The sequence below is a fragment of the Pseudomonas sp. 10-1B genome (assembly GCF_000935045.1).
Lineage (GTDB): Bacteria > Pseudomonadota > Gammaproteobacteria > Pseudomonadales > Pseudomonadaceae > Aquipseudomonas.
Map to the genome: position 1 here is coordinate 19,944 of NZ_JYKS01000054.1, position 12,881 is coordinate 32,824.

The 12,881-nt window shown below is 48.3% G+C and carries 12 protein-coding genes and 1 pseudogene; 6 read left to right on the forward strand and 7 right to left on the reverse strand.

Features of this window, described 5'->3' with window-relative positions; translation table 11 throughout:
* The first annotated feature begins 130 nt into the window (after positions 1–130).
* The gene (locus TZ03_RS24195; RefSeq protein WP_051100893.1) at positions 131–1,081 is read left to right on the forward strand and encodes a LysR family transcriptional regulator; all 951 of its coding nucleotides are present in this window, start codon (positions 131–133) and stop codon (positions 1,079–1,081) included.
* Between the two features lie 418 nt (positions 1,082–1,499).
* Positions 1,500–2,966 carry a TIR domain-containing anti-phage reverse transcriptase gene (locus TZ03_RS24200; RefSeq protein ID WP_053388461.1) on the forward strand — a complete coding sequence of 489 codons (1,467 nt, stop codon included), beginning with the start codon at positions 1,500–1,502 and terminating at the stop codon, positions 2,964–2,966.
* A 534-nt stretch (positions 2,967–3,500) separates the two neighbouring features.
* Here TZ03_RS24200 and TZ03_RS24205 read toward each other — a convergent pair.
* Positions 3,501–4,127: a recombinase family protein gene (locus tag TZ03_RS24205; protein ID WP_051100896.1), complete on the reverse strand. Its 627-nt coding sequence runs from the start codon at positions 4,125–4,127 to the stop codon at positions 3,501–3,503.
* Positions 4,128–4,480: 353 nt separating this feature from the next.
* On the opposite strand from TZ03_RS24205, the gene TZ03_RS30755 reads away from it, so the two are divergent.
* Positions 4,481–5,551 carry a hypothetical protein gene (locus TZ03_RS30755; RefSeq protein ID WP_152645531.1) on the forward strand — a complete coding sequence of 357 codons (1,071 nt, stop codon included), beginning with the start codon at positions 4,481–4,483 and terminating at the stop codon, positions 5,549–5,551.
* 134 nt (positions 5,552–5,685) lie between these two features.
* Here TZ03_RS30755 and TZ03_RS24210 read toward each other — a convergent pair whose 3' ends face one another.
* The gene (locus TZ03_RS24210) at positions 5,686–5,937 is read right to left on the reverse strand and encodes a helix-turn-helix domain-containing protein (RefSeq protein WP_051100898.1); all 252 of its coding nucleotides are present in this window, start codon (positions 5,935–5,937) and stop codon (positions 5,686–5,688) included.
* A gap of 107 nt (positions 5,938–6,044) precedes the next feature.
* Here TZ03_RS24210 and TZ03_RS30760 point away from each other — a divergent pair, with 107 nt between their 5' ends.
* On the forward strand, positions 6,045–6,401 hold the full coding sequence (locus TZ03_RS30760; protein ID WP_152645532.1) for a hypothetical protein: 357 nt from the start codon (positions 6,045–6,047) through the stop codon (positions 6,399–6,401).
* Positions 6,402–6,936: 535 nt separating this feature from the next.
* A complete protein-coding gene (locus TZ03_RS30765; protein WP_152645533.1) occupies positions 6,937–7,518 on the forward strand; it encodes a hypothetical protein in 582 nt (193 codons plus the stop codon).
* Positions 7,519–8,112: 594 nt separating this feature from the next.
* Here TZ03_RS30765 and TZ03_RS24215 read toward each other — a convergent pair.
* The 5 genes from TZ03_RS24215 to TZ03_RS24235 form a co-directional block, all read right to left on the reverse strand.
* On the reverse strand, positions 8,113–8,562 hold the full coding sequence (locus TZ03_RS24215; RefSeq protein WP_152645534.1) for a hypothetical protein: 450 nt from the start codon (positions 8,560–8,562) through the stop codon (positions 8,113–8,115).
* Positions 8,563–9,492: 930 nt separating this feature from the next.
* Entirely contained in the window at positions 9,493–9,969 is a 477-nt protein-coding gene (locus tag TZ03_RS24220; protein WP_051100902.1) for a hypothetical protein, read from the reverse strand.
* 198 nt (positions 9,970–10,167) lie between these two features.
* The gene (locus TZ03_RS24225; RefSeq protein WP_051100905.1) at positions 10,168–10,356 is read right to left on the reverse strand and encodes a hypothetical protein; all 189 of its coding nucleotides are present in this window, start codon (positions 10,354–10,356) and stop codon (positions 10,168–10,170) included.
* A 181-nt stretch (positions 10,357–10,537) separates the two neighbouring features.
* Positions 10,538–10,765: a hypothetical protein gene (locus TZ03_RS24230; RefSeq protein ID WP_051100907.1), complete on the reverse strand. Its 228-nt coding sequence runs from the start codon at positions 10,763–10,765 to the stop codon at positions 10,538–10,540.
* Positions 10,766–11,305: 540 nt separating this feature from the next.
* Complete coding sequence (locus TZ03_RS24235) at positions 11,306–12,454, reverse strand: tyrosine-type recombinase/integrase (protein WP_051100909.1); 1,149 nt, start codon at positions 12,452–12,454, stop codon at positions 11,306–11,308.
* A gap of 244 nt (positions 12,455–12,698) precedes the next feature.
* Here TZ03_RS24235 and TZ03_RS30770 point away from each other — a divergent pair.
* Positions 12,699–12,836 (forward strand): annotated as a pseudogene (locus TZ03_RS30770) (LysR family transcriptional regulator); the annotation flags it as partial.
* Positions 12,837–12,881 lie beyond the last annotated feature (45 nt).

The window sequence follows — 12,881 nt, forward strand, 5'->3', positions numbered from 1 at the left end:
GCGTTCTCCTTGGAATTATTGTCGGGACGAGATCGCCAGCGCCGGGCAAACGCGAGGTGGCGTCCTGAGGCTTGTTTCGAGTATAGATGTGCAAACATCCAACAAGAACGCACAAAAAAACCGGATCATCATGCAAAAAGACCTCACCTCCCTGAGCGCGCTCAACTGGGACGATTTGAAGTTCTTCCTCGAAGTGGCCCGTACCCGCAAGGCCAGCAGCGCCGCCAAGCGCCTGAGCGTGGACTACACCACGGTGTCGCGACGGATCGGCTCGCTGGAAGCGGCGCTGGGCACCTTGCTGTTCGAAAAATCGCGGACCAACGGCTTTGTCCTGACCGCCGAGGGCCAGCGCCTGCTGGGCTATGCCGAGTCGATCGAGAGCACGCTGCACATGGCGTGCGAGCAGGTGTCCGGGTCGGGCGTGGCGTTGTCGGGGCATGTGCGCATGGGCTGCACCGAGGGTTTCGGCAGCTTCTTCATCACCCCGCAACTAAGCCATTTCGTCGACGCCTACCCGGCGATTTCGGTGGATATCCTGCCGCTGCCGCACTTCATCAGCCTGTCCAAGCGCGAGGCGGACATCGTCATTGCCCTGGAGCGGCCGGAGCATGGGCCGTATGTGTGCTGCAAGTTGTGCGACTACCGCTTGCGGCTGTATGCGACCCAGGATTACCTGGACAACCACGCACCAATCCGCCAGGTGACGGACCTGGCCAGGCACCCGTTCATCAGTTACGTGGATGACCTGGCGTTCAGTTCGGAACTGCTGTACCTGGCCAACCTGATACCCAGCGCCAGCGCGCATTTGCGCAGTACCAGCGTGATTGCCCAGTACACGGCGGCGTTGCAGGGGCGTGGGCTGGCGATCTTGCCATGCTTCCTGGCGGCGCAGGATTCGCGGTTGGTGACGGTGTTGCCGAAGGAGATCGAGGTGACGAGGCAGTTCTGGATGTATTGCCGGGAGGATTTGAGGAAGTTGAAGCGGATTACCCTGTTGTGGGATTACATCCGTGGGGTGACTGAGGCGAATGCGCCGCTGTTGATGGGCGAGACGCGGGAGATGCGCTTTGCCGAGGGGTAGATCGACAAGGAGTAAGGGTGCCTCATCCTACCCATGGCAAGGGGCTGTGGCAACGACTTGTGACAGGGGTTGTGACAGCATTTGTTACACAACCAACGCGATGCCTTTGTCACTCAAACTGAAACCGGTATTCGCATGGAGCGGGCTGAGCAGGGATGAGGGATACACGGTTTTTTTTGAAAATCTGCTTATGCTTATGTCGTATTGCCATCCGAGAGTATTTCAGGCATAAAGGTAACAGGCACCCCTCCAAGCTTTAACTATGCAGTGCTACCGCTGCAATGATCGTTAATGTAAGGACATATGCTACTGAGAGTTACGTCGAGGCTTCTTCGCAATGTTAGCGGTCTCGCGGGGCGTAAGGTGAATAGCGGGGGGTGCCGCTTTTTCTCAGACAGCATGCAGGCCGGAGTTTGCCTTGAAGCTACTGACCCCTCCCAATCGCTCTATTTACAAGCTTGCGTCCCTCGACCGTCTTTGCGAGTTATTAGGCGTAAAAAAAGGCAATTTGCTTTTTATCTGTTATAAGCGAGCAGATGCATTAAAGTACAAGTCCTTTGAAATACCCAAAAAGCGCGGCGGTCTTCGTAAGATTGATGCACCTCAAAAGGGCTTGCGAGTAGTTCAAAACAAACTTGCAGAGTTACTTAATGAAAACTTGGAGTTCAAGAATTGCGTCCAAGGATTTGTTAAAAAAAGAGGAATTCTGCAGAATGCCATGCTTCACAAAAAGTCAAGCTGGGTCTTAAACGTAGATATCAAAGACTTCTTCGGCTCAATAAATTTCGGGCGAGTAAGAGCGGTTTTTATCGCCAAACCATTTGAAATTCACCCGGACGTCGCAACCGTAATTGCTCAGATATGCTGCTTTAATAACTACTTACCTCAAGGGGCCGCCACGTCCCCAATTGTATCTAACATTGTCGCAAGCACTTTGGACAATAGAATCATTAAACACGTCCGTAGTCACCACCTGACTTATTCTCGTTATGCCGATGATGTAACCATATCTTCAAGAAGAGCATTTCCTCGCGAAATCGCTCACATCATCGATGGTCAAACCATTGTGGGCGAGGAGTTGTCTAGCATTTTCGCTAGAGCCCGATTCGAAATCAACGAAAAAAAGAGCAGACTTCAATCGAAGTATGATAGACAGGAAGTAACCGGACTTGTAACGAACAAGAAGGTGAACGTTCCAGCCGAATACAAAAACAATGTACGCGCTGCCATTTATCAATGGGTGAAAGACCCAAAAGAGGCGGAGAAACATTATTACATTGACGTTCTGGGATTAAAGCCCGAGGATATTTCACTTACCGATGATGGCAGCAGGCTCAAACACAACCTATACGGCAGATTATCCTTTATCGCTATGGTAAAAGGGAAAGATGACCCGACCTATGTCAAGTTAATATTAAAAATGGCTGAGCACGACAAATCTCCGCCCAAGTTCCTAAATGCCATTAAAGAGGAATATGAAATGTATGATGTTTTCCTATGCCACGCATCCGAAGATAAAGAAACAATTGTAGAGCCGCTTTATAACGAGTTAAAAAAATTAGGAGTACATGCATTCTACGACACCAAAGTTATAGCTTGGGGTGACTCCCTCATTGAGACCATCAACAAAGGACTCATCAAATCAAAATACGTTGTTGCGATAATGACAGAGAACTCCGTGATTAAAGCTTGGCCGCAGAAAGAGATTAACGCCGTGCTAAACGGCGACATTTCGGGAGGAACCAAGCGTCTGCTTCCACTCATTCATGGCGATAAAGAAAAAATACTCAGCAGCAACTATCTCATGAGTGACAAGCTTTACGTTGAATGGAAAGAAAACCCTGAGGAAATAGCAAAAAAAATCAAAGACCTACTAGCATCTTAAAAACTCATAACGACTCTTTACCATTTTCCATCTCAGTGAATGGCATATTTTATGAGCACTCCGCAGAAGACCAACTGACGGCGTCAATACTTACATAGCAAGCCTACACCAACTATCTGCCATTTAGATATCGAATCCATATACTGACTTCTTCGATGGCTGCATATATGGTCGTCTGATTCAGACAAATCAAGTTCATCTGCGGTGATGGTGGTTTTATCTATGTGAAGTGCTCAGCGGGATAGTTTGCATACAACGTATCCCATCTGCCGCGAATTCATTTTCCCCTCAAATCAGAAATGGGATTTCGCTTCGTATCCGGCAGGTTCCTGACGGGAAATCCCTAGAGACAGCACCCATGCTCAGTACGGCCAGATCACAGAAAGGGTCGAAAAGTTTTATGATTTCAAAATCCCTACAGACATAACAAGAAAGCCCCGCCACAAGCTCACAGGAAGCTCATAGCGAGGCGACTGGATGTATATCTACCCTACCCCACAGGGTTGGCCCATGTGGCTCTGTATGAAGCCGACTTTAGACAGCTGCTTTCATCTCTTTCTGTACTCGTTGTACGGTGCTGAGGGCACAACCAACAACGGTTGCCGTCTTACGTAGACTCTGGCCGCCTTCAAGGGCCATACGGATACGCTCATGCAAGCCTTCATCTCTCTTGCGGCCCTTGTACACCCCTTTAGCCTTCGCAGTGTTGATACCCTGAGCTTGACGGCTGCGACGGTCTTCATAGTCCTTGCGTGCAACCACAGCCAGCATGTCGAGTAGCATACCGTTGATGGCCTTAATCATGCCTTTAGTGAAGTCATCAGTAGCATCTGATTTGGTCAACGCCGTATGGCTAGTGTGTAGGTCCAGGCTAACGATGTTGATGCCCTTGTCTTTGATGCGAGCTTTCAAATCATCCCAGTCATCAGCTTGAAGACGGGACAAACGGTCCACTTGTTCAATGAGCAGCACATCACCTTCATGACTGTCATCAATCAGCCTATTGAGTTCTTCACGCTCCAGCTTTGCACCAGACACGTTCTCAACGTAGAACGTGGCGACCTTGTGGCCGTGTGCAATGGCGAACTCAGACAGGGCGGCACGTGCACGGTTTGCATCTTGACCTTGTGTCGATGCTCGAAGGTAGCCACGAATGAACATGATGAGTTCGCCCTGTATCGTTTTGGATGTACCGATTATGAGTGAGCCGTTTAGGGTTGTCAAACATATGTTATCGGTACAGCTGGGCGGCTATTTTGAGGTCATCAGAATGTACTGCCTGATGTACACCCAAATCGGTAGAGGCACCAAGCGGTGACTCCACACGAAAATGAACGCGCAGGACAGGTGCCATCATCGTCACCATGGGATTGAAATGTTGACACAACCTGCGATCAAAATTGAGATTGGTAGAAAACCGTATCAGGATGTAGCAGCGTTGATGCGTTTCTTTGGTCTATCGTGTGATACGGGTTGCTGTGGTAATACAAACCGAAATCATTTAGGAGAGTCTCATGGAGTGGTTAGCGGCACGCGAGGTTCATATCAGTGGAGGGATCAGAGTTCTAAGTTATGACAAGTCGTGTAATTTTCTCTATCCAGGCGACATGACTGGCGAAAAGAAAGCCATTGAAATTAACAACTACACCTCGCTATTTTCGGACATTAGAAACCTCGGATTAGAGGTCGTAGGATGCGATTTCTTCACCGGACCACACGCACACGCACGGCCTGAATGGCGCGTCAAACCGTCATTTGGCTCCGGCTGGCTCACATGGGATCAAGGTAGAGATTGGTCCTTTATTGCAAATGGTGCGTTTAAAAAAAATGATAGCCAACTGTATGACATAGCTACACGTATCTCTCATCAGCTCAGGAGCTGTGAGTGGCGAGTCCGACAGCTATCAGAAGCGTATATGGATCAGTTGAACTCAAAATTGCAGTCGGGAGACTTCAAGGACGGTCAGAGGTTCCTTGACGGCTATACAGAGCTCTGCTACCTAGCAGCCCAAACTTTTCTGATTGATGCTTGCACTCTCCGAGATTACCTCATCGAATTTTACTGGTATGTTAAGCCTACAGGCTCAGCAAACATTACAAGCATTGGCGCTCTATGTAGCCACTGGAGAAGAAATCCTCCAACTGACCCACATGGGGTGGAAATTCAAGAAGTGTCCTCTCCGGGAAACTGGCTGGACACCCTTGGTAGTTACCGGAATTTGATAATTCATGCAGCGCCATTAGCAACGGCGGGGGCAACGCTTTATGCCATCACAGGTATCGCCAAACTGTCTGACGAAGAGTCGTTGCCTTTCGTAAAGTTACCGTTGCCTTCTAATCCAGAAAAATTAAAAGCTGACCGTACTTCAGGTAAGCACTTTGACGACCCTTCACTCCGACGGGCGCGCTTTCATAACATTATCGAAAAAGCAGATGCGGTTACAGCCCTAGACTCTTTGAGTTATGCTCATTTTTGCATGGAAAAATTAAGCATTTGGGCGGCCTCGCTTGCTGAGTTGTCTCCAGTGGAGGCCGAGATGCCAGTTATTGTCCCTGTCCCAGGCTCCTTCAAAATTAACAATTAAGTCCGCTTACTATAGGCTTACAGAATTGAAGGCAGGTATCGCGCCTTTCCAGCTGAATAGTGCTATCGAAACAATAGACAAGTCAGACCGACACTTGATCGACGTAGAGCCTTCACTTCGGAGTGTTGGCTCATTCAAGATCCTGCCTTTATTGCAGCCTCTAGCTCCTGTACCAGCTCCATCAGACTAATTCCAAGCACCGCACACAGGTCTCTCAGCTGCACGATGTCCAGACGCCGTGTCCCGTTCTCCACATCGCTCATGAACGATTGAGGACGATTCAGCGCCTTCGAGCACTGCACCTGCGTCAGTCCCGCTGCTGTCCTGTACTCCTTCAACAAGCGTAGGAGAGCTTGGTGCTCAGGTCGGTAAATTGTCTTGGGCATGGTCGGCGGCTACAAAGGGTAGCCGTCCAACCTATATCTGCTTTTCGGATATCTGAAATTGGGATATTCTAATCTCCGCAATGTTGACTAGCCAGAAAGGAATCAGCGTGAAGAAACGATCAGCAGTGGCAATTTCTATCATTCCAGCAATGATGTGCGCTCAAGCTGCCCTAGCAGCTAGCAAGCTATCCTCTGTGCAGGGGGCGACGGACTTGTATGCCCTCAAGCTTGAGCTTTGCACAACTGACCTTAGCTATTGTCAAGAGTTTCCTGTTACTGAGAAAACGAATCACATATACATGCACGATATTTTGTCTTGTACCCAGACAGGAAAAGGCCTTGCTCTTATCAAGGCCAATGAGAGTGACGAAGAAAATCCACTAACTTACAAAGTAACATGCTCTAGCAAAAGCTATAGCGCCCCAATCATAAATACTTACACCCCCTCCAAAGACTTCATGTAGGAAGTAAGTGTGAGTTAATTTGCAGTGCTGATAGTTTTACTGGGAATAAGGATGGCTTCATGCGATTATTAATTGCCGCTACCGTGATTGCCAGCACTCTGGGTGGCTGCGCGGCCCCACCTACAGCTGACAAGGCTAATCAAACACCCAGCCACCGATTGCTAGCTTACCAAGCAAGGGAGGAAGGTGCTGACTCTACAATCACCGTTCTTCGCCAACTGGGGGCTATCGGCCCTACTTGTTACTTCTCCGTTTATATCGACGGAAGACTAGTAGCCCGCATGGACGACAACGAAATTGCTAGCTTCCACGTTCGGCCCGGACCAAGGCTCATAGGGATCGGACTGGACCCTCAAGGCTCTGGAATTTGCGCCTCAGGTAGTAACCTGCCAAGGCGGGAGGTCGAAACCTATTTGGGTAAAGGGGAGCAAAGGAAATTCCGATTCGTTACCCAATCAGGTCTAGAGATTCGACCAGCCAGCTACTAATACACGAATAAATACATTCGGCCTTTGGCCAAATTGGAGGGAGATATATGAGCGTAAGAAAGGCACTCTTTTTGTTAGCAATTTGTACTGCTACCGCATCTCATGGAGCAAACAGAAGCGCTGAGCCTAAGGTATGGGCTCAAGAGCCAACGAGTTTTCTAAGCATTAAGCTAAATGAAAAACTAATTTATCAGCTAAAGCAATGCCCTGAGGATTATAGCGTTCCAGATGAAATGTGTTATGAGCGACCGTATATCGAAGGTTATTACTCTCTACGCTCTACACCGCCATTAGGAATAGGTTACGGTGCGGCGGTGGTGACTCATGAGTCTCAAATTCGTGAAATACGGCTCACGACGAAAGTCGAAAATTATGACACTGTTAAAGCCATGCTGTTGCAAAAATATGGTCAGCCGCTAAAGCAATCCTCAGAGACCGTTAAGACAAAAGTAGGTGTTTCTTTCCAAAATGAGAAATCCTATTGGGATGGACAAAAAGTCATGCTCATACTTGATAAATATGGGGATACCATTGATAAAAGCGAGATCTCAGTGATAAGCAAAGACATTGCTCACAAGGCAATCAAAGCAGAAAAAGATGAGATGATTAATCACGCCTCTCAGCTTTGAAAATATCAATTTCATCATCCCATTGATGTTCGCTCTGTGTGAGCCAACACAGGGAGCATACCTACAGCAAAGGTGCTGTGAATGGGCCATCACCCTAGAGGAAACTTATATTAGATGTGGGGTGATTGTGATTGATGGATTCAATCCCCCATCTTCCTTAGATGCCGCTTCGTGGGCATGGCCCACAACACAAGAGGTATTCGGTGCGGGGCACCGGGGCACAAGATGCTGTGCACACAGAGTTGTGTCAGCCTTCACAGGCGACTGTAGACGATTCCCCTACACAAGGTTGTGCAGTGCTGGCACTGGAAGTGGTTGTTTTGTGAGCGTCAGCGAATGCTTTTAGGGCTGGATTAATAAAATCCAAAAGACAGCCCTGCTCTTGATCTTACTCTGCGTATTCGCAGGGACATCTTAACAACAAGGTGTTGTTGATACACAATTTAGGGGCTTTGCCCCTGAGATAATCTCTTGGGTTGTTGGGGGTGATTTGATTAATTATATTAATCACCCCTTTCTTTCTTGAAGTAGCCCTTCGTGGTCACCTTGCCCACAAGAAATAACCTTTATATATCCGACGTCAAATATGACGCGCTAAAGATAATCTGTCTTAGGTATCAAGGCGTTCAAAGCTTCCCATTCTGCAAAAAACTGACGATCAATCTTAGCGCTTTCGTTCTCCAATGCTGCTAAAGACTCAAGTTCGGCTTTGACCGCTGGATTTCGGTTTAGGAACATCTCGATACCGCTGAGTGCGATGATTGTGACCTTCACCAATCGCTGAGCGTGCCGTTCACTAACGGGCAGAATCTGGTGGTTCCGGATCAGCGACTGAACCCCCTTGACCGAAATTTCATCAAGCTTACAAAGCTTGCGAATGTCGCCCGGACTTACATCGAGACGACCACAATCGGCATTCATAGATACATAGCAAGCCCCCATGACGTAATCATCAAACCATTGCGGATCAGAATGAGCCACGAATTTCTGGGAGGCCATCCCATCACTGCCACTATCCCAGATTATTTCGGGACTCTTGGACATGGCGCGCAGCAGAGGTGCAATTGTATTCTGCTTGTGACGGGCAGTGTTCCCACGGTGACGGTGAGGTCGTGGGGCTGCATTCATACGAATCGCGCGCATGCCGTTAGTTGAGTTATCCTTGCACGCTTGACCACAATACTTTGCAGTAACTCGCCGTGCTTTAAACTCGGCATCGCATACCTGACACTTTTTTTATTTTGCGAAGAGAGGCTTCGTCTTGCGGGCGGTAATTATCAATAACGGGTACAGCGGTGGTGCAGCTTTCTTTCCTCATTTGTTGTTGTCCTCATTTGTTCACTTTGTTCCATAGGCAATTTCTCTCGGGGTGTCTGCGGACTCCGCAGGGTGCCAGATGTATGTGGTTTGTGTTTGCTCAAATCTCAGGCACGACAAAGCCCCCTGCGAGGCATAGTTTCTTTAAAAGAACACTGTCGCGTGGAGGTTGGGCGCTTGATAAAAACGGGTCAGCCTAGCACTGTTGATTATTGATCACAACACAAAATAATTAACTAATTGAGAAAAGTGATTTCTAGCTCATTCCAATAGATCGACGATTTAGTTAATTCGAAAACTGGCCTTTCCTGCAAGAATCTACCACTGGCTTTACCGCCCTAATACAACCATTCTCTCACCTACCCGCTACCCATCCTTGTCTGAGTATGGATCGTGCTCAGAATCGCCTGAGGATGCGCCGTAGACCTATGGTCACTGGGGATAGCTCACTATTTCTCAAATAATCTGTTGAATCTGTTGCATCCACTCATAAATGAGAGTGGAAAATGAGTGTGTGTTTAGCACCATGCAGGCCATCCCCAGCAAACATCGGGTCAAACGGGCGTAGACACCTTTCCATAGACACAAAAAAGCCCCTGCTGGCATTCGCCAGGAGGGGCATCATCCTGTTGTTTCATTGTTTACACTCAGGTTGGATTACGCAGGGATCTCCAAAGGAGAGTAACAGGCTTGTACCTCTGCCTCGATCTGAGCCAGTTTCTTGGCTCTAGCTTGCTCGGCTGCTTTGCGTTCCTTCTCGTCTTGCGCTTGTAGTAGCTGCTGGCGTAGCAAGTCCTGATAGCGAGCACGTTCTGATTCTATATAAGCTACGTATTCCGCTTTGACCTTAGCCTTAATAGCGGCAATGTCTTCTGCCTGAGCAGCTGGTGGTTTGACGAGCCAAACAGAGTGGTTAAGTTGCTCATGATGTACTCTCTGATTGATGGCAACGGTGTAGCCTTCTTTCGATTTATCAATTACAGCTTGCAGTAGTTCATGCTCAAATGGCGCGCTTACAAGCTCCATAGACTGCTGTGTACCGCGATAGACATTAATCCAACCTTCAAGTTTGCTTTCGAATTCGGCTTGATCCCATTTAGGTGGTGTGCCCACGATCTTGATTTTCTCAGTCATTCTTAAATTTCCTTTTGTTTGTTCATGTAGTGTCTGTAAAAACAGTCGAGCACAGCAGCCCTGTGAAGCTCTGTACTTATTTCACGAGTTGCGGGGGAGCGCTCTAGTGCTGTTGTCTTTGAGCGTTGTGGGGTTCGTTCTGCTCGGGCTTTACGTTCAGTGGCCTTTGTGATGCCTTGCCTGATTCGGTGGCGGCTATTACTCATAGTCACCATCCCTGTTCAGCTTCAAACCATATTGAGCGATGAGGATGTCAATTTGGTTTGTGCAGCGTCTGTACTCCACTTTATCAACAATGGCTACAGCAGCTTGTTTGAGATGTTGGTAATGAGCAATTTGCTCAACGGCTAGCATCTTGCCTAGATCGTATGATGTTAATTGATTCATTTTGTATTCCTTCTTCATTAGATTAGTGACAGCCCATTCTTTGCATATCTACACCACGTATTACGTGGCTTGCAGAGGTGCCAAAATAGGGGGGCTGTAGGGTTGTATCCACAAAAAGAAAATCGCTGTAATCGCGCTATAGAGCGTTACAGGGGTATGTTTAGTTTTGGTGCGACTCTGGTTAAGCGTCCTTTAGAGCGTCCAGAAAAGACGGGCTCACTAGCGCAAATTCGCCGGCATCGACGCAGGTTCCATCTTTGTGTCTGGCAAGGGCAGCATAGTATTTATCAAGCACTAGATCGCTGATAGGGACCAACTTGTACTGGTCGCTCGGCTGGTCAGGCTTACCAGCTTCAAAATAGTCAACAATCAGATTTGATGCGCGGTGTATCAGAAGGTAGTTTTTCATTGTTGTTTCACTACCAGTTGCGCAAGATAGTCACTGATGCTATTTCCAGAGAATAAAGCTTTGATGCTTAAATCTGTGTAGACCTCGCTAGGGATGCGAAATTTAATCAAAACAAATTTAGTTTGATTTAGTCTAAAGAGCTTTGATCTGCAAGAGCTGGAGCAGGTTTTAGCATCTAATCGCTTATTGTGGAGTGGAGCATTGCAGATACAGCAGGTACGGGTGATCGTCATTGATCCTCCTTATGGGTCTATGAGTTAATAATTGTGTTTTGTGAAACCCGGCAACGGGTATTGGTAGAGACAAAAGAATGCCCCATCACGGGAAGTGATGAGGCAAAATGAACTACATGACTATTTGACTATTTAGAAAGCCAATTGTGAATATGCCCCGCTCAGAGAGAGGGAAAGCGAGGCTTATTCGAGGATTATCTAGTCGAACTTCAACAACTAGATATACTTTTATATTACTAACTAAAATCGAATTTTGTCAATACCTGCTGCAACCATTTGCGAACTTTTAATAAAAACTCTCCATTTCCTAATAAGTTGGACACAGTACCTTCCTTAACATGTCTGCAATAATCTCAACAGGCACTCCAGTACCGTATGTATCAAAGGTGATAGTGTGGGAGGCGTGCCCCATTACAGCCTGAGCATGGAGCACAGGCACTCCTTTTGCTTGCATCAGTGACGCTAGTGAGTGACGTAATGAATGGAATACTAGGCCGCGCTCATAGGTGGCTTCTAAGGCATCTGGGATACCCTGTTGATTCACCCACTCACCTGATGGTCTGTACCCAAACTGAGCAAGTGCAGATATGCCTTCACTTTTGCATCTATCGACATAGCCCAAAAATTCAGCAAGGTCGAATCCATAAGCACCGTCAGTGAGCGGCAATAATCGGTTACTTTGTTTGTTCTTAATCGACTTGCCTTCCCCATTCTCATTGATGTGTATGGCGACGACTCCTGAGTCGAGTGTTACAACGTCACTCGTTATTAACTGACATATCTCCTTGAGTCTTCCACCAGTAATGACACCCAAGCTGAGCAGCCATCGCTTCCATGAGGTCGCGGGGAGACCGTTGGCATAGTTCATAAGCTTATGCACTTGAGCCTGCGAGAAGGCCTTACGGGTTGATTCCAGACCTTTGGTCAGCTTCAGCTTTCTGTCATAGGTCTTGGTCAAGTGGCCATTCTCGACAGCCCACGCGAATACCGCCGAAAGCTTCACAATCAGTTTGTTCACTGTCGAAGGCATACGACCTTCCGACAAACGCTCCCGGAATGCCACAAGGTCTTCTCTGGAATGGTTTCTCAAGTCCAATCCATCCAGATGCTCACTGATCACCTTGTGACACAACGTCGTTTCCTTCAGGGTTGAAGGTTTCTGCTCTCCAGCACGATCAGCCATGTACAACTGAGCGAGTGCATCAAAGGTCATCGGTGACTCTGCTGGCGCTGTGCTCATCACCTCTCTGTACGGTGTTTCCACTGGGCTTGGGGGAACGGTGACGTTCCGGTACAAATCCCCCCAATGGCGTAGTGGGTGGTGGCCGTCATCAGCAGACATCAGCGTACTGCTCACCATCGTCAGCAGATGCTCCCGTAGATCATTCCATGAGGCTTCAGGTCGCTCCATGTGGAAGGTTTGAAGTGCCGCAATGAGATGACTAGAGGTTTCCATTGCCCACCTTCGATCAGTGGTCTTCAAAGAGACGGACACCATCCTGCTCACGCTGCCTGTCATGCGAAGGCGCAGGTAGTAGATACCGTGTCGCCGGTAGTGGTAGGGACTGGCTAGTCGGCAGTCTGGCCTCAAGGGCAACGTGCGGGTTGTGACACCACTTGTAACAGGGTGGCTCTGTAGGATGACGCTCATGCTGGCTAACCCCTTGAATCTATTGGATTAACCCTTTCCCTCTTTGTCGTTCTGGATGTATTGCCGGGAGGATTTGAGGAAGTTGAAGCGGATTACCCTGTTGTGGGATTACATCCGTGGGGTGACTGAGGCGAATGCGCCGCTGTTGATGGGCGAGACGCGGGAGATGCGCTTTGCTGAGCAGTGATGGGGCTGCTGCGCAGCCCTTTCGCGACACAAGGCCGCTCCCACA

Excerpts from the sequence above, each read along its gene's own strand:
- TZ03_RS24195 (WP_051100893.1), top strand. The coding sequence starts at position 131 with ATGCAAAAAGACCTCACCTCCCTGAGCGCGCTCAACTGGGACGATTTG.
- TZ03_RS24205 (WP_051100896.1), bottom strand. The coding sequence starts at position 4,127 with ATGTTCATTCGTGGCTACCTTCGAGCATCGACACAAGGTCAAGATGCA.
- TZ03_RS30755 (WP_152645531.1), top strand. The coding sequence starts at position 4,481 with ATGGAGTGGTTAGCGGCACGCGAGGTTCATATCAGTGGAGGGATCAGA.
- TZ03_RS24210 (WP_051100898.1), bottom strand. The coding sequence starts at position 5,937 with ATGCCCAAGACAATTTACCGACCTGAGCACCAAGCTCTCCTACGCTTG.
- TZ03_RS30765 (WP_152645533.1), top strand. The coding sequence starts at position 6,937 with ATGAGCGTAAGAAAGGCACTCTTTTTGTTAGCAATTTGTACTGCTACC.
- TZ03_RS24215 (WP_152645534.1), bottom strand. The coding sequence starts at position 8,562 with ATGTCCAAGAGTCCCGAAATAATCTGGGATAGTGGCAGTGATGGGATG.
- TZ03_RS24220 (WP_051100902.1), bottom strand. The coding sequence starts at position 9,969 with ATGACTGAGAAAATCAAGATCGTGGGCACACCACCTAAATGGGATCAA.
- TZ03_RS24225 (WP_051100905.1), bottom strand. The coding sequence starts at position 10,356 with ATGAATCAATTAACATCATACGATCTAGGCAAGATGCTAGCCGTTGAG.
- TZ03_RS24230 (WP_051100907.1), bottom strand. The coding sequence starts at position 10,765 with ATGAAAAACTACCTTCTGATACACCGCGCATCAAATCTGATTGTTGAC.
- TZ03_RS24235 (WP_051100909.1), bottom strand. The coding sequence starts at position 12,454 with ATGGAAACCTCTAGTCATCTCATTGCGGCACTTCAAACCTTCCACATG.